This window comes from Luteibacter aegosomatissinici (genome assembly GCF_023078495.1).
GTDB classification, from domain to species: domain Bacteria; phylum Pseudomonadota; class Gammaproteobacteria; order Xanthomonadales; family Rhodanobacteraceae; genus Luteibacter; species Luteibacter aegosomatissinici.
Genome location: NZ_CP095742.1, coordinates 4,319,467 through 4,338,760, shown reverse-complemented (window position 1 = coordinate 4,338,760; position 19,294 = coordinate 4,319,467). Strand labels below are relative to the sequence as shown.

Below are 19,294 nucleotides of genomic sequence, written 5' to 3'. Positions count from 1 at the left end.
AAGGAATCCCATGAGTTCTCCGCTGAACGATGCCGCGCTTGACCAGCTCTTCCGCTCCGCCCGCACCTTCAACGCGTGGCAGGACAAGGAAGTTACCGATCAGCAGCTCAAGGAGCTCTACGATCTGGTGAAGATGGGTCCCACCTCGGCGAACTCCTCGCCGGTGCGCCTGGTCTTCATCAAGTCGCAGGATGCCAAGGCACGCCTCAAGCCGTTCCTTTCCGAGAACAATGCGGAGAAGACGATGGCCGCACCGGTCACCGCCATCATCGCCACCGACTTCGCTTTCTACGACCACCTGCCGAAGCTGTTCCCGCACGCCGATGCGCGCAGCTGGTTCGTCGGCAACGAAGCGCTGGTGGAAGCCACCGCGTTCCGTAACAGCACGTTGCAGGGCGGCTACCTGATCATGGCGGCGCGTTCGCTCGGCCTCGATTGCGGCCCCATGTCCGGTTACGACCAGGCCGGCCTCGATGCCGAGTTCTTCCCGGGCACCCAGGTGAAGTCGAACTTCCTGGTGAACATCGGCTACGGCGATCCCAACAAGAACCTGTTCGGCCGCCTGCCGCGCTTCGATTTCGACGAAGTGGCCCAGGTCCTCTGACCCCTTTTCCCGCGGTGACCCCCGGTCCCGCTGTCCACTGGCAGTACCCCAACCCACTGCAGGAGCTTTCACCCATGCGCGCTCTCCGTTACCTCGCCCTCGCGGGCCTGCTCGCCGCCGCCGGCACCGCTACCGCCGCCCCGGTCACCTACAAGCTCGACCCGGGCCACACCATGGTCCTGTTCAGCTGGAACCACTTCGGCTTCTCGAACCCGAGCGCCAACCTGGGCCAGGTCGATGGCACCCTGGTGTACGACGAAGCGGCCCCGACCAAGGCCACGGTCGAAGCCACCCTGCCGCTCGCCGGCCTGGATACCTTCGTGCCGAAGCTCGATGAGCACCTGAAGTCGGCCGATTTCCTGGATGCCGCCAAGTACCCGACCGTGACCTTCAAGAGCACCAAGGTCGCCGCCGCGGGCAAGGGCAAGCTGAAGGTCACCGGTGACCTGACCGTGCACGGCGTGACCAAGCCGGTCACCCTCGATGTCACCCTGAACAAGGTCGGCCCGAACCCGATGATGAAGGTGCAGGCCATCGGCTTCGATGCCACCGCCACGATCAAGCGCTCGGATTTCGGCGTGGGCGCGTACGTGCCGAACGTTTCGGACGAGATCAAGATCCGCATCACCACCGAAGCCCACGACGCCTCGGCCAAATAAGGCACGCCGTCACGGGATGCCCAGCAAGGGCCCGCACACGCGGGCCCTTTTTTTTCGTCATTTCACGCCCCCCAAGGCGTTCCTGCTACCATCCCCCCATCCCCGGTTCCAACGTATCGCCCGGAGTTTTACCCATGCGCACCAATCCCGCGGCCGCGCCGCTCATCCCGGCGAACGCCGAAAACCGTTACGAAGTGACCCACGCCGACCTTCCGCTGTCGTGCCCCATGCCGGGCATGTACCTGTGGAATTCGCACCCCAAGGTGTACCTGCCCATCGAAGACGAGGGCGGCACCTCCAAGTGCTCGTATTGCGGCGCTACTTACGTACTGAAAGACTGACCGGCCCGGGCGGGCTCGCTGAACGCATCGCCCGCCACCCCATCACCACCGGACCGCGCCATGGCCACCGTCTTCCCAGCCCGGACGATGACCGTTGTACAACTCGTACCCGCCCTGCATTCGGGCGGTGCCGAGCGCTCGACCCTGGAAATTGCCAGGGCGCTGGTCGAGGCCGGGCACCGCTCCATCGTGGTCTCCGCAGGCGGCCGCCTGGTCGAGCAACTCGAAGCCGAAGGCAGCCAGCACGTCACACTGCCGATCGGCCATAAATCGCTGCGCACCCTGTTCACGGTCGGCAAGCTGCGCCGCATCCTGCGCGAGCTCAAGCCGGATATCGTCCATGCGCGTTCGCGGCTGCCTGCCTGGGTAGGCTGGTGGGCCATGCGCCGGGTGAAACCCCGCCCGCATTTCGTCACCACCGTGCACGGCCTCAACAGCCCGGGGCACTACAGCAGCATCCTGCTGCGTGGTGAGCGGGTCATCGTCGTCTCGCAGACCCTGCGCGACTACGTGCTGCGGCACTACCCTGAAGACATTTCCAGCGCCCGTATCGCCGTGGTGCCGCGCGGCATCGATACCGAGGCCTTTCCGTACGGGTACCGGCCGGACGATGCCTGGCAGCGCGCCTTCTTCGAGGAGTTCCCGCAGCTCGAGGGCGCGCCGCTGCTCACGCTGCCCGGCCGCGGTACTCGCCTGAAGGGCCACGCGGATGCCATCGAGCTCATCGCCGATCTGCAAAGCCGGGCGATCGATGCGCGGCTGTTGCTCATGGGTGCCGACGAGCCGGGCCGCGAGGCGTATGTGGCCGAGTTGCGCGCGCTGATCAAGGAGCGCGGCCTGGCATCCAAGGTGGTGATCTCGCCGCCGCGTTCCGATATCCGTGACGTGTATGCCATCTCGAACCTGGTACTGCAGCTGTCCCAGCGGCCGGAATCGTTCGGACGCACGGTCGTGGAAGCCCTTGCGATGTGCCGCCCGGTGCTCGGTTACGCCCATGGCGGCGTCGGCGAGCTGCTGTCGGAGCTGTACCCGGCGGGCCGCGTGCCGTTGAACGATCGCGAACGGCTGGTGGAGCGTGCCGCCGAGCTGCTGCGCTTCGCCCCGCCCATCCCGCCACCGCGTAGCTACCGGCTGGTGGATATGCAATCCGCCACCCTGGCGCTGTACGCCGATGTGGTGGAAGGCGTGCCGACCGCGTGAGCGGCACGGGTTTCAAGGCGGCGCTGGGCGCCGGCTGGCGTTCGCCGCTCCTCCCCATCTGGCTCGTGCCCGCGCTGCTGCCTTTCGGGCGTAGTGCCGAGCTAGGCGTGTTCCTCTCGCTGGTAGGCGCGGTCCTGCTGCTGGTGCGTGAACCGGCGGCGATCCGCCACCACCCCGGTGCGAAGCTGTTCCTGTGGTTGTTCGCGGCCTACGCGGGCGCTGCGCTGGTTTCGGCCATCGATGCCGTGGCGCCGGGTAAAAGCTGGGGCACGGTTGCCGGGATACTGCGTTTCGCTCCGCTCGGGGTGTACACCTGCTTCGCCATGCGCCGGCCCGCGAAAGTGCGTGCGCTGTACATGGCCACGGCCGTGGTCGTCGCGATATGGGTGCTCGATGCCTGGGTGCAGGCCCTGACCGGCGTCGGCCTGGCCGGGCACTCGAATGCGGAGCGGCTCTCCGGCATTTTTGGCAGTGACAACCTGAAACTGGGGCCGGCCCTGGCCGCGTGCGCGCCGTTCTTGCTGTGGGCGGCGCGGGAGCGTTGGGGCCGGTGGGCGTTGGTAGGTGCGTACCTCGTCACGCTCGGCCCGGTACTGCTTTCCGGTTCGCGCGCTTCCTGGCTTTGCTATGGCCTGGTCGGCCTGGCGTTCCTGTGGCGCGAGGCTGGCAGCATCAAGCGCTTTGCCCTTGCGTGCGGGGCAGCTGCGCTGGTGCTGGTCGTCGCAGGGCTGCTCGCGTGGCAGGTATCGCCGCGCTTCCGTGAGCGCATCGCCCACACGCTGCCCGCCCTCAGCGGTACCCGCCAGGGCCTGGATACGGCCCTTACCGGCCGTCTGGATATCTGGCGAACCTCGCTTCGCCTTTACGCGGCCCACCCCGTGAACGGCGTGGGCGTGCGCGGCTTCCGCGTGGCCTACCCGGCGTACGCCGCGCCCGGCGATCATTTCCTCACCATCGAGAAATGTGGCGATGGCGAAGGCGCCTGCCACGCGCACCAGGTAGTGCTCGAAGTCGCCACGGAAACAGGCACGCTGGGCCTTTTGGCGTGGCTTGCCGCGGCGGGGCTCGCGCTGCGCGCGTGGTGGCGCGCGGATGCCGACGCGCGCATGCGTGCGTTCCCACCTGCGGTCGCGTTGTTCTCCATCCTGTTCCCGCTCAATACCCATATGGCGTACTACTCGGCATGGTGGGGTTTGCTGGCCGCCTGGCTCCTCGCCGTGTGGTGCGCCGCCCTGTATGCCGACCTGCCGGATGCGGGACAGACGCATGGTGGGTGAGCGGCTTTCCGTCGTCATCACCACCTTCAACAACGCCGACACCATCGGTGCGTGCCTGGCGTCGGTCGCTTTCGCCGATGACATCGTGGTGCTGGATTCCGGGTCGGCGGATAGCACGCGCGAGATCGCGGAGCGCGCTCGTGCGCGCGTGTATGTGCAGGCCTTCGCGGGATACAGCGCACAGAAGCAGGCCGCCATCCAGCTGGCGCTGCACCGTTGGGTGCTACTGCTGGATTCGGACGAGACCCTGCCGGCGGATGCCGCGCAACGCATCCGCACCGCGCTCGCGGCACCCGCCGTGGCCGGTTTCGAATTGCTCCGTCGCGAGTGGGTGTTCTGGCGCTGGCAACCCGGCCGCGCGCGATTAAATCATTACGTGCGGCTGTTCGATCGTGAACACGCGCGCATGAGTGGCCACGAAGTGCACGAAAGCGTCGAGGTGGATGGGCCGGTGGCCCGCCTGGACGTGATCATCGACCACCATGGCGAGCGTGATATCGCCGGTCGTGTCGACAAGGCCAACCGCTATTCCTCGCTGCAGGTGGCCGACCGGCATACGCGCGAACCGCGCGCACTGCGCTTGCGCATGGTGGCCTATCCCACCATCGCCTTTGCCCGTTACTACTTCCTTCGTGGTCACTGGCGTGGCGGGTGGGCGGGGTTTATCGCCGCCCGGGTCCACGCGTTCTATGCGTTCCTGAAGTACGCCAAGCTGTACGAGCGCCGGGTTTCACGCCGCCGCGGCAAGGGCGGGCCGGTGGAACCCGAACGGCTCCAGGATTAGTTCGCACGCCTCGTGGCGCAGCGCCTCGCGGCGGCGGAATTCGCTGCGCCGCTTGCTCTCGATCTCCGATTCAAGGCGCAACGGTTCACGCGGCGGCACCCGGTAGAAGCCGGCGTCGCCGAGCTCGCCACCCGCTTCCAGCCAGAACCCGTCGTAATCGGCTTTCACCTTGTTCGCGATGCCGGCGAACACGTGCCGGTCGTTACCCACGCCGAGTACTTCATCGATGCCAAAGGCATCGGCGAGCGAACGGACCATCGACAGCAGCAGGTTCTTCGGGCGCAGGCCGTGGCATTGTTTGGTCAGGTCACGCACGGCTTCGCGCCCGGCATCGTTCGCCGCACCCTGCAGGCAGCCGATGACGATGGTTCGGCCACCGTTGATGATGGAAAACTGCACGTAGGAAATCTGCAGCCCTTCCTCGTCGGTGAGCGACAGGCTGAGCTCGCCTTCGCGACCACGGCGGATGGGGGCCTTGAGCAGCAAGGAAAGCTTGCCGCCATCGCGCAGCGTGAGCTTGCCCGCCAGCACCTGGCGTTCGCGGTACAGCATGTGGAAGAGCTCGCGCGGAAAGCGTGCAAGCGCGAACTCGTAGTGGTCGCGCACGGCCTGCAGGCGTTGCTCGGCGCTCCACGCCTTGCTGATGTACCGGTGCTGGTAACGCTCCAGCAATACCTTGTCGATTTCCGTGATGCCCGCCATGGCAGGCGACTCCAGGAAGGCGAGCCACGCGTCGTGCTTGCGCCAGCGCTTGAGCGAACGGCCGCAGTAAGTCAGCACGGCGCCCAGTGCGTGCGAAGGCGTGCTGTGCCAGCCGGCGCGGCCGTGCAGCGATCGAGCGAAGCGAAAGAGCGATGGCATGGGAAAGGTCCGTCTCGATGGATATCGACGGACGTTCTACGCCGTGAAATTTTCGCCTGACTTTCGTGAGAACGAACGATTTAGCAGCCGTTGCCGCGTAGAAAGTTTCGGGAAAGCCCGGCGAAAGCTCAGTAGATCTTCGGCTCACCTGGCGGGCGCGTCTTGAAGCGCTTATGTACCCACAGGTACTGCTCCGGCGCTTCGCGCACCATCTGCTCGATCTGCGCGTTCACCCGTTCCGTATCGAGCGCAGCATCCTTCGACGGAAAATCAGTCATCGGCGCGCCAAGCCGCATCGCATAACCCGAATCATCCGGAAGGCGGCGGTGGTAAAACGGAATGACGACCGCGTTGGACAGCCGCGCAAGGTGGTGCGTCGCGGTGATCGTCGCGGCCCTTACCCCAAAGAACGGCGCGAACACGTTGTCCTTGCTGCGCATGTCCTGGTCGGGGGCGTACCACAGCGTGCCACCGGCCTTCAGGTACTTCACCGTGCCGCGGATATCATCCTTCTCGAACATGGCCGCGGCGTAGTGCAGGCGCGAGCGCAGCACGGCGAACTCGAACACATCCGAATCCATGCGCCGGTACATGCCGGCGATGCGGATGCGCTGCGACACCAGCCGCGCACAAAGCTCCAGGTGCGAGAAGTGGCCGCCCACCAGCAACACGCCACGGCCTTCGGCACGGGCGGCTTCCAGGTGTTCCAGCCCATCGATCGTGACCGGCACGCGGGCGATCGCCCTGTCCGAGCCCATCCAGCCCAGGGCGAACTCGGCCAGCATCATGCCGACATCGCAAAGGTTGGCGCGGACCAGCGCCTTCTGCTCATCGGCCGATAGCTCCGGAAAGCACAGGGCGATATTGGTGGCCGCGATGCGCCGGCGCTCCTTGTTCAGGTGCAGGGCCAGCCGGCCGGCCAGGCGGCCCAGGCCCATGAGCCAGCGGAACGGCAGGTGCGCGATGAGCCAGATGACACCCACGCCAAGCCACGCCGGCCAGTTTCGGGGCGCGAGCATCGAGCGGGTCAGGGTGGGGCGGGGCATACCTGGCATGGCCGGGCATTGTAGCGGACCGGGGCGGCTATACTGCCGGGCCAACCGCCCATCCCGGGGATAGTGTGCTCCTGCGCCTGATCTACAACCTGGCCATGTACCTGTTCACGCCGCTGGTGATGGTTCGCCTGATGGCGCGCGGCATGCGCTACGGCGATTACCACGTGCGCTGGCGCGAGCGTTTCGGCAGCTTCAAGGCCCCCCGGATGACGGGCTGCCTGTGGGTGCATGCCGTGTCCGTGGGCGAGGTGAACGCGGCCGAGCCACTGGTGAAGGCACTGATGGAGGCCTACCCGCACGCGCCCATGCTGGTGACCACGGTGACCCCCACGGGCTCGGAGCGCGTCCGCCAGCTGTTTGGCAACTCGGTGCACAGCGTGTACCTGCCGTACGACCTGCCGTTCGCCGTGAAACGGTTCCTGCGCAATACGCGCCCGCGCCTGGCCGTCATCGTCGAAACCGAGATCTGGCCGAACCTTTACTTCGCCTGCCGCCGCCACGGTATCCCGTTGCTCATCGCCAACGCCCGCCTTTCGGAGCGATCACTCCGCGGCTACGCACGCATGAGCTCGCTGGTTCGCCGTGCGTTGCGTTGCGTCAGCCACATTGCTGCCCAATCACGTACCGATGCGGCCCGCTACCGCCTGCTCGGCGCCGAGCCCAGCCAGCTCACCGTCTGCGGCAACCTCAAATTCGACATGCCGGTACCCAGTGCTGCGCTGGAGGCTGGCCATGCCATGCGCGAAGCGTGGGGTGCCGGTCGGCCGGTCTGGATCGCCGCCAGCACGCACGAGGGCGAGGAGATGTGCGTCTTCGAGGCACACACCGAGGTCATGCGCCGCTTGCCCGATGCCCTGCTGTTGATCGCGCCGCGCCACCCGGAGCGCTTCAAGGCCGTCGAGGCCTCGGTGCGCAGCCTGGGCTTCAACGTGGCGACGCGCAGCGCGGACAAGGTGCCCGGCCAGGCGACGCAGTGCTTCGTCATCGATTCCATGGGCGAACTGCTGCGCTTCTTCGCAGCGTCGGATGTCGCATTTGTGGGCGGCAGCCTGGTGTCCATCGGCGGCCACAACGTGCTCGAGCCGGCCGCGCTATCCAAGCCGGTGCTGGTGGGACCGTACACGTACAACTTCGAAGAAATCACCCAGGCCCTGCTCGATGAAGGTGGTGGTGAGCGCGTAAAGGACGGCGATGAGCTGGGTGAGCAGGTGCTGTCGCTGCTCCGCGACAAGGAACGCCGTGAGGCGATGGGAAGCCACGCCCGCCATGTGTTCGATAGCGAGCGTGGCTCCGTTGGCAAGGTCATGAAGCTGGTGGATCGCCTGCTTCAGGAGTGATCGGCCAGGGTGATGCCCCAGTCTGGTCAGGTTGTGCCGCAGGTAAGCTCGGCATTGACCTCGAACTCACCGTCGCTGCGCCGCGTCGAGTGCGTGGCAAAACCGAGCACGCGGCCACCGGTGGATTCACAGTCGGCGGTCATGGCGTCGTTGAGCGTGCGCTGCATGTGGGCAAGGTCGCGCCCGGTAAGGCCGCCGCGAAGAAGTTCGACGCCTTCGCGCTGGATCGGGGATGACAGTGGCGCTAGCGAAGCGCGCGACGCCGATGCGGCGTCAACCGAGCCCAGGGTGGCGAGGATGGCCAGTGTGGTGATGATCTTCATGCGCTTCCTTCCTTGGTGAGAGTGCGTCGTACAGCGTAGATCACTGGCGCCGTACGGCTGGCGAGCAGGTGACGTCGGCCGTTGCCACCATGGTGCCCGGCGGCTGGTTTTCGGCGCGTTCGAAGCCAATCCCCACGTGCTTGACCTGTTCGCCGCCTGCCTGACACACCTGCGGTGCCTTGTTGATCACCGCGTAATACGCCTGGCTCAGCGCACCCGTAGCGGTGATGCGGATACCGCCTGCAAAGTCCACCCTGGCCTCCGGAATAACCGCGAGGAAGACGCCCTCCCGCTTGGGCTCCACGATGTTGGTGCGGCACGTGGCGTAGGCGGGTTCCGCGACCCCATTCTGGATGGTGATGACCGTCTGCGTGGCGCCGGCCTGGAAGTCGGTCATATAGCCCTCGCGGCTGTGGCATTCGTCCATGGCCTTTTTGAAAGCCTGGGCGCGAGCGGCGTCATGCTTGAAGCCCTTGTCGAAGCCGACGACGTGGTAGCGGACGCCGATAACCTCTTCAGCCGGGCCATACGTGTTCCTGGGCACGGCGTGCGCCGTGGTGGCGCTTGCGATCGCTGCTAGCGCGAGCGTAGTGCGAATGGCGTTCATGCTGTTTTCCCTTTCAATAAGCGCCCTTCAATGGGCTGGCACAGAATGCATCGGGTTGGACGTGACCCTATGTAGGGGAATGCCTTGGCGGCGTGTCAGGAAACGTGACGGGATGACTCAGGGTTTCGTTCGCGCCCGCACCGGAAGAGCGGCCTTGTCGAGCGCGCATAAAAAAGGCCGCGATTGCCCGCGGCCTTTCTTTTGTTTCCAACCGTTACGGAGCTTACTGGAGCAGGGAGTTGACCGCTTCCAGGTCCTTCACGTCCACCGTGCCGGCCGTCTGCTTCAGCAGCAGCTTGTCGAGCACGAACTGGTGGCGGGCCTGCGAGTAATCGCTCAGCGCCGAGGTAAGGTTCTGCTGCGCGATCAGCACGTCCACGATCGTACGCGTACCCACTTCGAAGCCTGCCTGCGTCGCATCACGTGCGCTTTCGGCCGATTCCACGGCGGCCTTCGTCGCCTCGACCTTGCTGATACCGGCCACGACCGAGCGGTAGTAGTTCAGCGTATCGCGCACCACCTGGCGGCGGGCGGATTCCAGCGAATCCTGCGCCGCATCGCGCTGGTAGATCGACTGGCGAACGCGCGACTGGGTCGCACCGCCCGAGAAGATCGGCACGTTCAGCGTGAGGCCGACCGACGTAGCACCGCGGCCGTTCGCGCTCGTGGTGCCTGCCGACGACGCGGCACCGGCGTTCTGGTTCCACGCCGTGCTCTTGCTGTAACCGAGCGTGGCATCGATCGTCGGCAAGTGGCCGGCGCGTGCCGACGAAATGCTGTGCTCAGCGGAATCGACGTTGTACTGCGCCGCGATGATCGTCGGGCTGGTCTTGACCGCTTCGGCCACCCAGGCCTGTGCATCGTTCGGGCTCGGCGGATCCATCGGCAGCTGCTCGCGCAGCTTCTTCAGGTTGTCGGCCGGCTGGCCCGTGATCTGGGTGAGCGCCTCGCGCGAATCCGCCAGGGTGTTCTCCGCGGTGATCACCTGGGCCACGGCGGTATCGTGCTGGGCCTTGGCATCCTGCACGTCCGTGATGGCCGACAGGCCCACGTCGAAACGCTGCTGCGCCTGTTCAAGCTGGCGCGCCAGGGCCTGCTCGTTGGCCTTCTGGAAGGTCAGCGCGTCATCGTTGGTTAGCACCTGGAAATACGCGGTGGCCACGCGGGTCGACAGTGCCTGCAGCGCGGCATCGTACGTGGCGTTCTGCGAATCCGCCGAGGAGCGGGCCGCCTTCAGGTCGGCGTACTTGCTGAAATCGACCACGCTCTGGCTCACCGTGGCGCCAACATCACGCGTACGGGTGTGGCCGATATCGCCCGAGTAGCCGACGATCGTGCGGTTGTCGGCGCCGTAGATCGGCTCGCGGGTGGGGCCGTTCGGGTCGCTCTGGTTGAGGCTGAGCTGCGCGCTGACCTGGGGCAGCAGCAGCGCACGGGCCTGGGTCACGCCCTCACCGGTTGCGAGGCGGGTGGAATCGGCCTGCGACAGCACCGGGTCGTTCGCCCGGGCCTGGCGGTAAGCATCAAGCAGGTCTTCGGCATGGCTCGCGAAGGGTGCCGCTGCCAGGGCCAGCGCAACGGTAAGGAGCTTCAAGCGCATGGGTTCGCCTCGTGGGTGATGGGGGGATCTTGTAAAGGTCAGAGCACGAAGCGCTTCACCGGCGCGGCATGCGCCAGGTAGGGAAGGTCCGTTTCGAACAACGATTCCTCACGGTACCGGCCCTCGCCCTCGTGGGTGAGCAGCACCGCTGTCTGGGCCGGCGAATCACCGCGGACCACGAACATGCGGCCGCCCGGCTTCAGCCAGCGTACGAATTTTTCGGGAACCGCGTGCACCGCGCCGGTGACCACGACGACGTCGAAAACGCCGGCCGGCGTGTAACCGTTGACGGCCTCGGCCACCTCGAGGGTCGCATTCGCCACGCCGGCGGCCGCAAGGCGCTGGCGGGCAGCGTCGACGAAGTCGGCGTGCATGTCGATGCTGTGGACCTTGCCGGCCAGGTTGGCCAGGCAGGCCGTGAGGTAGCCCGAGCCCGTGCCGATTTCCAGGACCTCGTCGGTCTTGTTCAGGGCCACGGCCTGGAGGACACGGCCCTCGATGACCGGCTTCATCATGACCTCGTCGTGCCCCAGGGGCAGGTTCAGGTCGGCAAACGCCACGTTGCGATGGGCCGAGGCCACGAAATCCTCGCGGCGGATCGCCTTCAGGGTGTCGAGTACCGAGTACTCCAGCACTTCCCAGGGGCGGACCTGGTTCTCGACCATGTTCTGGCGGGCCTGCTCGAAATTCATCGCCATGGTGTTCAATCCCGTACGAAAAGCTGAAAAAAGATTCGGAAGGATAACGGGTTACACGCCGCTTTTCCTGATGTGCAAAGGCTGCGGTCCCGGTGCTTCCTGGCGAAGTGCCGGAAGTCACCGCACGGGGCTGACGGAAGTCACCCCCCTGGCTGCCCCCCATGCCGGCTGAATGGCAGGTAGGGGTGGGGCCGGGTAGCCATGGAGACCGCGGGCGGGCGGCCCCACATCATTCTAAGGTAGGACGGCGGTTCCGCTCCTGTTCCCGGTTGCTGTCGCGACAAAAATATGCGCGCCATGCTGGAAATAACTGAACCGCTGCGTATAATAAAGTCATAACTTTTGTTTGTGAAGGTGCAGCCATGAACGCCAGCCCGAAAATGAAGACCCAGGGCCCGGGGCGTCCGAAAGACATGGAGAAGCGCGCGGCCATCCTCGATGCCGCCAAGGCGCTCTTCACCCAGGGCGGTTTCGCCGGTACCAGCATGGATGCCGTCGCGGCTTCGGCCGGTGTGTCCAAGCTCACCGTGTACAGCCATTTCGGCGACAAGGACAACCTCTTCCGTGAGGTCATCCGCGCCCACGTGCAGGAACGCCTGCCCGATGACCTGTTCGATTTCAGCGCCGGCGCCGATATCCGCGCCACGCTTACCAACATCGCCAGCCGCCACGCGGCCATGGAAACCAACACGGAATCCGTGGGTACGTTCCGCGCCATCCTTTCCGACTGCCAGTCGGGCGGTAACCCCCGCTTTGGCCGCCTGGTGTGGGAAGAGGGCCCGGTGCGCATGCACAAGCTGATGAGCCGCCTGCTGGGCGACGCCGCCGAGCGCGGCCAGCTCGAGATCCCGGACGTCAGCCGCGCCACCACCCAGTTCCTGGCCCTGCTCAAGGGCGATCTGCTCATCCGCCGCCTGTTTGGTTGCGAGGATTGCGCCGTTCAGTTCGCCGAAGAGGTGAAGAACAACGCCCTCGCCGCGGTCGAGATGTTCATGCGCGCGTACGCGCCGCGCGGCTAAGCCTCGCGTTCCTCCCCGCTTCGTGCTTGAATCGGCCCCGAAGCGGGGGTGCCGGCGCGGTTGCGCAGGCTGAGAGAGTCCCTTTGAACCTGATCCGGTCAGTACCGGCGTAGGAAGCTTTGTCCACGGGAGCCGTGCGCCTATGCGCGCCGGCCGGCCGTGGCGGCGCGTCCGCTTCTCCCTCCCCAAGAGCCGAGAAGCCGATGAATGCCATGTCCGAAGAGCTCGCCCGCGCCGCCCGCGAGCTGTCCGCCGCCGTTACCACGCCGCTCCCTGGCTCGCGCAAGATCCACGTCGGCGGCAGCCGCCCCGATCTGCGCGTCCCCATGCGCGAGATCGCCCAGGCCCAGACCCCCACGCTGTTCGGCGGCGAAGCCAACCCGCCTATCGTCGTCTACGACACCTCCGGGCCGTATACCGATCCGGCGCACCCCATCGATCTGTCAGCGGGCCTGCCGGCCCTGCGCGCCGCGTGGATCGCCGAGCGTGGCGATGTGGCGCGCCTGGATGGGCTTTCCTCCGCGTTTGGCCGGGCCCGCGCCGATGATCCGAAGCTGGACGCCATTCGCTTCCCTGCCACGCGCGCACCGCTGCGTGCGGTGCGCGGTGCCAACGTCACCCAGATGCACTACGCCCGCCGCGGCATCGTGACGCCCGAGATGGAATTCATCGCCATCCGCGAGAACCAGCGGCTCGAGGCCCTGGGGGACAGCGCCCTGCGTACCCAGCACCCGGGCGAGGCCTTCGGCGCCCGGCTGCCGGCCGCCATCACGCCCGCGTTCGTGCGCGACGAGGTGGCCCGCGGCCGCGCGATCATCCCCGCCAACATCAACCACCCCGAAGCCGAGCCGATGATCATCGGGCGGCACTTCCTCACCAAGGTGAACGCCAATATCGGCAACAGCGCGGTGAGTTCCGGCATCGCCGAGGAAGTGGAAAAGCTGGTGTGGGCCACGCGCTGGGGCGCGGACACGATCATGGACCTGTCGACAGGCAAACACATCCATGAAACGCGCGAGTGGATCCTGCGCAACTCGCCCGTGCCCGTGGGCACCGTGCCGATCTACCAGGCCCTGGAGAAGGTGGGTGGCGTGGCCGAGGAGCTCACCTGGGAAATCTTCCGCGACACCCTGGTGGAGCAGGCGGAGCAGGGCGTGGATTACTTCACCATCCATGCCGGCGTTTTGCTGCGTTACGTGCCGCTCACCGCGGGCCGGGTCACCGGCATCGTGTCACGCGGCGGCTCGATCATGGCCAAGTGGTGCCTGTCGCATCACCGCGAGAACTTCCTCTACACGCACTTCGAGGAGATCTGCGAGATCATGAAGGCCTACGATGTGGCCTTCAGCCTGGGCGACGGCCTGCGCCCAGGCTCCATCGCCGATGCGAACGATGCCGCGCAGTTCGGTGAACTCGATACGTTGGGTGAACTGACGAAAGTGGCCTGGAAACACGATGTGCAGTGCATGGTGGAAGGCCCGGGCCACGTGCCCATGCACCTGATCCGCGAGAACATGGATCGCCAGCTCGCGGTGTGCCACGAGGCGCCGTTCTACACGCTGGGGCCGCTGACCACGGATATCGCGCCGGGCTACGACCACATCACCAGCGCCATCGGCGCGGCGATGATCGGTTGGTTCGGCACGGCCATGCTTTGCTACGTCACGCCCAAGGAGCACCTGGGCTTGCCCGATCGCCAGGACGTGCGCGACGGCATGATGGCGTACAAGATCGCCGCCCATGCCGCCGACCTGGCCAAGGGCCACCCTGGTGCGCAGGTACGTGATAACGCGTTGTCGAAGGCGCGCTTCGAGTTTCGCTGGGACGACCAGTTCAATCTCGGCCTGGATCCGGAGAAAGCGCGTTCCATGCACGATGAGACGCTGCCGAAGGATGCCCACAAGAGCGCGCATTTCTGCTCCATGTGCGGGCCGAAGTTCTGCTCGATGAAGATCACCCAGGATGTGCGTGATTACGCGGCGGGCATGGATGCCAAGGCGCTGGAATTCCGGGACCAGGGGGGCGAGGTGTACCGGAAGGCGTGATGCCGGCGCCCTTCACCCCATCTTTTCGGCACCCGCCCTACCGTCAGGCCCCTACCCAACTCCCTTTGAACGGAGCACAGGCAATGCCCAGCGCAAAACCCTTTGTGAGCGATATTGAGAACATCCGTAAGCGTGCCCGCCAGCACATCGATAACGGCGCCGTGACGGCGGGGTACCGCGCGGATCGCGAAACGGTGATCAAACTGCTCAACGAAGCGCTCGCCACCGAAATCGTCTGCGTGCTTCGCTACAAGTATCACTACTACATGGCACCGGGCATCCATTCGCAAAGCGTGAAGTCGGAATTCCTGGAACATGCCACGCAGGAACAGGAGCACGCGGACCGTATCGCCGAGCGCATTACCCAGCTCGACGGGACGCCCAATTTCAACCCGGAAGGCCTGCTTTCGCGTAGCCACGCCGATTACGTGGAAGGCGTGGACCTGGTCGACATGATCAAGGAAGACCTGGTCGCCGAGCGCATTGCGATCGATAGCTACCGTGAGATCGTGAGCTACATCGGCGATGACGATCCGACCACCCGTCGGATCATGGAGGACATCCTGGCGCAGGAAGAGGAACACGCCGAGGACATGGCCACCTTGCTGGAGAACCTGGGCAAGAAAGGTGAGCCGGCGAAACCCTCGAAGCACTGATTAGGTAAGCTTGGGGGCATCGCTCGCACCGGAGAAGGATCAGCATGAACGCGACCGCCGCCCCCTCGCCTGCACCCCGCCGCAGGCGCCGCCCGCTCAGTCTGCTTATCGCCGTGCCTCTCGCGGTGCTGGTGCTGCTCGTCCTGTTCTTCATGTGGTGGTGGGACAAGGAGCCGGCGCAATTCGATCCGGTGCAGGTCACCACCGCCCACATGAAGGAGATCGGCCGGCCCATGAGTACCGGCGCGGTCACCACTTACACGCTGATCCGTTCCGTGGATACGCTGATGGACAAGCGTGGTGGCTACCTGAGTAATGACAAGTTCCCGCCGGGCGCCTTCATGGACAACATTCCCAACTGGGAATTTGGCTCGCTCACGGCATCGCGCGACCTGGCTCGTGCCTTGCGCAACGATTTCAGCCGTTCGCAGACGCAGTCCACCGAGGACAAGGCACTGGGTGAGGCCGATCCGCTGCTTAACAGCCCGAACGATCGCTGGCTGTTCCCCAGTTCGGAGTCGCAGTACGGCAAGGCCGTCGATGACCTGGGCGATTACCTGGGCCGGCTGAGCGATGCGGAAGATGGCAACGCGCACTTCTATGCGCGTGCCGATAACCTCGCCGATTACCTGCAGACGGTGTCGGCGCGGCTGGGTTCGCTGTCGCAGCGGCTGTCGGCGAGCGTGGGCCAATTGAAGGTCGACGCGGCGCCCAACGCTGATGTGGCCGCGAACGCAGGGCCGGCGAAGGCGGTGTACGTCAAGACACCGTGGAACAAGATCGACGATAACTTCTACGAAGCACGCGGCTACACCTGGACGCTGCTTGAGCAGCTGAAGGCGATCCGCCACGATTTCGCGCCCATCCTGCGTAGCAAGAACGCGGATGCGAGCCTGCAGCAGGTGATTCGCGAGCTGGAAGAATCGCAGAAATCGCTGGGCAGCCCGGTGGTGCTCAATGGTTCACCGTTTGGCTTCTTCGCCAATCACTCGTTGGTGATGGCGAATTACATCTCGCGCGCCAACGCGGCCATCATCGACCTGCGCGGCCTGCTCGGCCGCGGCTGAAACAAAAGGCCCGCTGCGAACAGCGGGCCTTCGGCGTTCTGTAGGAGCCCACCCTGTGGGCGACGCTGGTCGCGAAGAGCCACAGGGCCTGCCGCGACGCCGCGAAAGATGTCGCCCACAGGGTGGGCTCCTACCGTGTTGCGGGGTGTTGCTTACTTGGAAGCCTTGTAGCGCTCGATGCCGGCGTTGATCTCGGCCTTGGCCTCGGTGGCGCCAACCCAGCCTTCCACCTTCACCCACTTACCCTTCTCCAGGTCCTTGTAGTGCTCGAAGAAGTGGCCGATGCGCTCCAGCCAATGGCCGGAGACCTGCTTGATATCGCGGATGTGGGCGTAGCCGGCGAACACCTTCTCGACCGGGACCACGACCAGCTTCTCATCGGCGCCGGCCTCGTCGGACATCTTCAGCATGCCGACCGGGTAGCAGCGGATGACCGAGCCCGGCACGAGCGACAGGGGCAGGATGACCAGGGCGTCGAGCGGATCGCCGTCGCCACCCAGGGTGCCCGGCACGTAGCCGTAGTTGCACGGGTAGCGCATCGGGGTGGAGAGGATGCGGTCGACGAAGATCGCGCCGCTGTCCTTGTCCACTTCGTACTTGACCGGCTCGGCGTCCTTGGGGATTTCGATGATGACGTTGATTTCGTCCGGCACATTCTTGCCGGCGGGGACGAGGTGCAGGCCCATGGGCGTTCCTTGATGCAGTTGGGATAGTGAAGCAGCCCAATAGGATACAAGAACGCGGGGGTAGGGGCGCAGGCGGCACCGGCGGCCATTCAGGCCCCCGGTAGGAGCCCACCCTGTGGGCGACGCCGTTCGCGGTTGCGCCGCAGGGCCTGCGGCGGTATCGCGTAAAAGCTGTCGCCCACAGGGTGGGCTCCTACGGGGCGGCCGGGCCCGATGGGCCGGGTGAGCCCTATTTCAGGTGATCCCAGAGGTACGTGTAGGCCAGGGCGCTCATGAAGGCGGCCTGCTTGTTGTCCGCCGCGGCGCCGTGGCCGCCCTCGATGTTCTCGTAGAAGCTGGCATCGAAGCCCATGGCCTGCATGCGGGCGGCCATCTTGCGGGCGTGCACCGGGCCCACGCGGTCATCGCGGGTGGAGGTGGTGAACAGCACGGCCGGGTAGTGGGTGCCCTTGTGCAGGTTGTGGTACGGCGAGAAGGTCTGGATGTACTTCCATTCCTCCGGCTTGTCCGGGTCGCCGTACTCGGCCATCCACGAGGCGCCGGCCGACATGTGCGGGTAACGCTTCATGTCCAGCAGGGCCACCTGGCTTACCACTGCTCCGTAAAGCTGCGGGTACTGGGTCAGCATGTTGCCGGCCAGCAGGCCGCCGTTGCTGCCACCCATCATGCCCATGTGCTTCGGGGTGGTGATCTTGCGGTCGATCAGGTCCTGCGACACCGCCGCGAAATCCTCGTAGGCGCGCGGGCGGTTGGCCTTCAGTGCCGCCTGGTGCCAGCGCGGGCCGTACTCACCGCCACCACGGATGTTGGCAATGACATACACGCCACCCTTCTCCAGCCATGAACGACCGGGGCCCGCCAAGTAGGCCGGCTGCAGCGAAATTTCGAAACCGCCGTAGCCGTACACCAGGGTCGGGTTGGTGCCGTCGGCCTTCATGGTCTTCGGCGCGATCTCGAAGTAGGGCACCTTGGTGCCGTCCTTCGAGGTGGCGAAGTGCTGGCTCACGGTGAACTTCGAGGCATCGAAGAACGCCGGGGTGTGCTTCAGCGCCTCGCGGTCGCCCTTGCCGAGCACGCCGTAGTACAGCGTGGTGGGCTGGATGAAACCGGACACGGTCAGGAAGTAATCATCGCCTTCATCGGCATCGATGCCAGTGGCGGCCATGGTGCTCAGTGCCGGGGCGCCGCCAAGCGATTCGCTCTTCCACGGACCGTTGGCGGCCGGGGTCAGCACCTGGATCTCGCTGACCACATCGCGCATGAGGTTCAGGATGAGGTGGTTCTTCGTCCACGAGTGGCTGGCCAGCGAGCTGTGCTCGTCCGGGGTGAACAGCACGGTGATATCGCGCTTGCCTGCCATGTAGTCGTCGAACTTCGTGGCCAGCAGCGAGCCGGAGGGGTAGGTCTTGCCGCCCACCTTCCAGTCGGTGCGCGGCTCGATCAGCAGCCACTCACGTTCGACGTCGGTTTCCGCGTCGTTGGGCACATCGATCTTGGTGAGCTTGCCATCGGTGCCGCGCACGAACGTCTCGCTGCTGTAGAACTCCAGCGCGCGCATCACGAATTCACGCTCGAAGCCCGGCGTGAGGTCGCGGTAGGCCGAGATCGACATGTCGGTCTTCTTGCCCTCGTACACCGTGGTCGCGGACGACAGCGGCGTACCGCGCTTCCACTCCTTCACGATGCGCGGGTAGCTCGAATCGGTCATGGAGCCGGCGCCAAAATCGGTGGCGACGAACAGGTGGTCCTTGTCGATCCACGACACCTGGCTCTTGGCCTCGGGCAGGCTGAAGCCATCCTTCACGAAGCTCTTGGTGGAGAGGTCGTACTCACGAATCACATCGGCATCGGCGCCGCCGCGCGAGAGCGAGACGAGGCAGAGACGATCATCCGGCTTCAGGCACTGCACGCCATGCCATACCCAGTTTTCCTTTTCGGCGGCCGAGAGCGCATCCACGTCGATCACCGTTTCCCATGCCGGGTTTTCCTTGCGGTACTCGGCCAGGGTCGTGCGCCGCCAGATGCCCTTGGGGTGCTGCTTGTCGCGCCACAGGTTGTAGAAGTGATCGCCGATCTTGTTGACCATCGGGATCCTGGCATCGGAATCGAGCATCTCGAGGATGCGCGCGTCGAGGGTCTTGAACTCCTGCGAATCGGCGTACTTCGCCACCGTCTTCGCGTTCTCGTCCTTCACCCATGCGAGCGGCTTCGCGCCGTCGATGTCGTCAAGCCAGAGGTTTTCGTCATCGCCAGTGGCCTGGGTGGCCGGGGCGGCGGGGGTCTTGTTCGGTTCGTGTGCCTGGGTCATGCCACTCAAGGTAAGGGCGATGGCCAGCGCAATCCAGCGTCGGTGCATGGGGGTGGTCCTTGGGCGAAAAATCACCCGAGGACCTTACCCCAGCGGGGATGCCCGCCGTCCCATGACCTTTTACCTATCCCCAGCCGTGTCCGGTAGGAGCTCACCTTGTGAGCGAC

19 protein-coding genes and 1 riboswitch are annotated in these 19,294 nt (G+C 65.5%); of the genes, 11 read left to right on the top strand and 8 right to left on the bottom strand.

The window, feature by feature from the left end:
- The first annotated feature begins 10 nt into the window (after nt 1-10).
- From L2Y97_RS19495 to L2Y97_RS19470, 6 genes are all read left to right on the top strand, one after another.
- Entirely contained in the window at nt 11-604 is a 594-nt protein-coding gene (locus L2Y97_RS19495) for a malonic semialdehyde reductase (protein WP_247429928.1), read from the top strand.
- Between the two features lie 74 nt (nt 605-678).
- Complete coding sequence (locus L2Y97_RS19490; protein WP_247429926.1) at nt 679-1,263, top strand: YceI family protein; 585 nt, start codon at nt 679-681, stop codon at nt 1,261-1,263.
- A gap of 134 nt (nt 1,264-1,397) precedes the next feature.
- Entirely contained in the window at nt 1,398-1,604 is a 207-nt protein-coding gene (locus L2Y97_RS19485) for a zinc-finger domain-containing protein (protein ID WP_247429925.1), read from the top strand.
- 60 nt (nt 1,605-1,664) lie between these two features.
- The gene (locus L2Y97_RS19480; RefSeq protein WP_247429923.1) at nt 1,665-2,804 is read left to right on the top strand and encodes a glycosyltransferase family 4 protein; all 1,140 of its coding nucleotides are present in this window, start codon (nt 1,665-1,667) and stop codon (nt 2,802-2,804) included.
- Entirely contained in the window at nt 2,801-4,081 is a 1,281-nt protein-coding gene (locus tag L2Y97_RS19475; RefSeq protein ID WP_247429921.1) for an O-antigen ligase family protein, read from the top strand. Before L2Y97_RS19480 ends, L2Y97_RS19475 begins: the two co-directional genes overlap by 4 nt.
- Complete coding sequence (locus L2Y97_RS19470) at nt 4,056-4,865, top strand: glycosyltransferase family 2 protein (RefSeq protein ID WP_425492790.1); 810 nt, start codon at nt 4,056-4,058, stop codon at nt 4,863-4,865. Before L2Y97_RS19475 ends, L2Y97_RS19470 begins: the two co-directional genes overlap by 26 nt.
- Here the strand turns inward: L2Y97_RS19470 and L2Y97_RS19465 are convergent.
- A complete protein-coding gene (locus L2Y97_RS19465; RefSeq protein WP_247429919.1) occupies nt 4,812-5,726 on the bottom strand; it encodes a VirK/YbjX family protein in 915 nt (304 codons plus the stop codon). The genes L2Y97_RS19470 and L2Y97_RS19465 overlap by 54 nt on opposite strands.
- Nucleotides 5,727-5,854: 128 nt before the next feature.
- On the bottom strand, nt 5,855-6,772 hold the full coding sequence (gene lpxL, locus L2Y97_RS19460; RefSeq protein ID WP_247429917.1) for an LpxL/LpxP family Kdo(2)-lipid IV(A) lauroyl/palmitoleoyl acyltransferase: 918 nt from the start codon (nt 6,770-6,772) through the stop codon (nt 5,855-5,857).
- A gap of 80 nt (nt 6,773-6,852) precedes the next feature.
- On the opposite strand from lpxL, the gene waaA reads away from it, so the two are divergent.
- On the top strand, nt 6,853-8,118 hold the full coding sequence (gene waaA, locus L2Y97_RS19455; RefSeq protein WP_247436919.1) for a lipid IV(A) 3-deoxy-D-manno-octulosonic acid transferase: 1,266 nt from the start codon (nt 6,853-6,855) through the stop codon (nt 8,116-8,118).
- 26 nt (nt 8,119-8,144) lie between these two features.
- On the opposite strand, the gene L2Y97_RS19450 is transcribed toward waaA, so the two are convergent.
- The 4 genes from L2Y97_RS19450 to L2Y97_RS19435 all read right to left on the bottom strand — a co-directional run bounded on the left by L2Y97_RS19450 (nt 8,145) and on the right by L2Y97_RS19435 (nt 11,346).
- Nucleotides 8,145-8,441, bottom strand: coding sequence for a hypothetical protein (locus L2Y97_RS19450; protein ID WP_247429916.1), 297 nt, complete (start codon nt 8,439-8,441; stop codon nt 8,145-8,147).
- Between the two features lie 40 nt (nt 8,442-8,481).
- Nucleotides 8,482-9,048 carry a hypothetical protein gene (locus L2Y97_RS19445; protein WP_247429914.1) on the bottom strand — a complete coding sequence of 189 codons (567 nt, stop codon included), beginning with the start codon at nt 9,046-9,048 and terminating at the stop codon, nt 8,482-8,484.
- Between the two features lie 223 nt (nt 9,049-9,271).
- Complete coding sequence (locus tag L2Y97_RS19440; RefSeq protein ID WP_247429912.1) at nt 9,272-10,648, bottom strand: TolC family outer membrane protein; 1,377 nt, start codon at nt 10,646-10,648, stop codon at nt 9,272-9,274.
- A 38-nt stretch (nt 10,649-10,686) separates the two neighbouring features.
- Nucleotides 10,687-11,346, bottom strand: coding sequence for a protein-L-isoaspartate O-methyltransferase family protein (locus L2Y97_RS19435; RefSeq protein WP_247429910.1), 660 nt, complete (start codon nt 11,344-11,346; stop codon nt 10,687-10,689).
- 362 nt (nt 11,347-11,708) lie between these two features.
- On the opposite strand from L2Y97_RS19435, the gene L2Y97_RS19430 reads away from it, so the two are divergent.
- The 4 genes from L2Y97_RS19430 (at nt 11,709) to L2Y97_RS19415 (ending at nt 16,133) form a co-directional block, all read left to right on the top strand.
- A complete protein-coding gene (locus L2Y97_RS19430; protein WP_247429907.1) occupies nt 11,709-12,365 on the top strand; it encodes a TetR/AcrR family transcriptional regulator in 657 nt (218 codons plus the stop codon).
- 34 nt (nt 12,366-12,399) lie between these two features.
- Nucleotides 12,400-12,498, top strand: a riboswitch (TPP riboswitch).
- A 70-nt stretch (nt 12,499-12,568) separates the two neighbouring features.
- Nucleotides 12,569-14,410: a phosphomethylpyrimidine synthase ThiC gene (thiC, locus tag L2Y97_RS19425; protein WP_283248293.1), complete on the top strand. Its 1,842-nt coding sequence runs from the start codon at nt 12,569-12,571 to the stop codon at nt 14,408-14,410.
- A gap of 83 nt (nt 14,411-14,493) precedes the next feature.
- The gene (locus tag L2Y97_RS19420) at nt 14,494-15,066 is read left to right on the top strand and encodes a ferritin-like domain-containing protein (RefSeq protein ID WP_247429904.1); all 573 of its coding nucleotides are present in this window, start codon (nt 14,494-14,496) and stop codon (nt 15,064-15,066) included.
- A gap of 44 nt (nt 15,067-15,110) precedes the next feature.
- A complete protein-coding gene (locus L2Y97_RS19415) occupies nt 15,111-16,133 on the top strand; it encodes a DUF2333 family protein (protein ID WP_247429902.1) in 1,023 nt (340 codons plus the stop codon).
- Nucleotides 16,134-16,285: 152 nt separating this feature from the next.
- Here the strand turns inward: L2Y97_RS19415 and ppa are convergent, their stop codons facing one another.
- Nucleotides 16,286-16,819, bottom strand: coding sequence for an inorganic diphosphatase (ppa, locus tag L2Y97_RS19410; RefSeq protein WP_247429900.1), 534 nt, complete (start codon nt 16,817-16,819; stop codon nt 16,286-16,288).
- A 229-nt stretch (nt 16,820-17,048) separates the two neighbouring features.
- Complete coding sequence (locus tag L2Y97_RS19405; RefSeq protein ID WP_247429898.1) at nt 17,049-19,175, bottom strand: prolyl oligopeptidase family serine peptidase; 2,127 nt, start codon at nt 19,173-19,175, stop codon at nt 17,049-17,051.
- Between the last annotated feature and the right edge of the window lie 119 nt (nt 19,176-19,294).